Origin of the sequence: Geobacillus sp. BMUD (assembly GCF_013096845.1) — a bacterium.
Lineage (GTDB): Bacteria > Bacillota > Bacilli > Bacillales > Anoxybacillaceae > Geobacillus > Geobacillus vulcani.
On sequence record NZ_SDLA01000073.1, the window covers coordinates 1 to 422 of the forward strand.

Consider the following 422-nt stretch of genomic DNA (forward strand, 5'->3'; position numbering starts at 1 on the left):
CGTGAAGAGCGTGCAAGAGCTTATGGAATTTCACCGGATGAATTAGAAGATTATTATAAAAAACGAACAACATTATTAGTAAATGTGTATCCTGAAGACATTGCAGAGGCGATTGCATTTTTTGCATCTTCTAAAGCTGAAAAAACAACAGGATGCCTGATCACAGTTGACGGAGGTGTTCCAGCGGCATTTACTAGATAATCTTTCGACAATACACAAGAGCAATAGCCTATTGGCCATTGCTCTTCATGAAAATTCTCCACATAACAGTTATCGGTTATTATAACGAATTCGTGAATAAGAAAGATTTAATCATTGCAGCAGGTCATCCCTCTTCAACAACGTACGGAGACTTAACCATCAGGAGGCTTCCGGAAAGCGGAAAAGGGCATAAAAACCTTTTCCGCTTTAAAAGATAATAG

Annotated in this window: 1 protein-coding gene; it reads left to right on the forward strand. The window is 38.6% G+C overall.

The genetic code is table 11. The annotated features are described in order from the left end of the window. Window positions 1-201: SDR family oxidoreductase (locus ETC05_RS17460; protein WP_171661560.1), on the forward strand; the 201-nt coding region annotated here is incomplete at its 5' end. Between the last annotated feature and the right edge of the window lie 221 nt (window positions 202-422).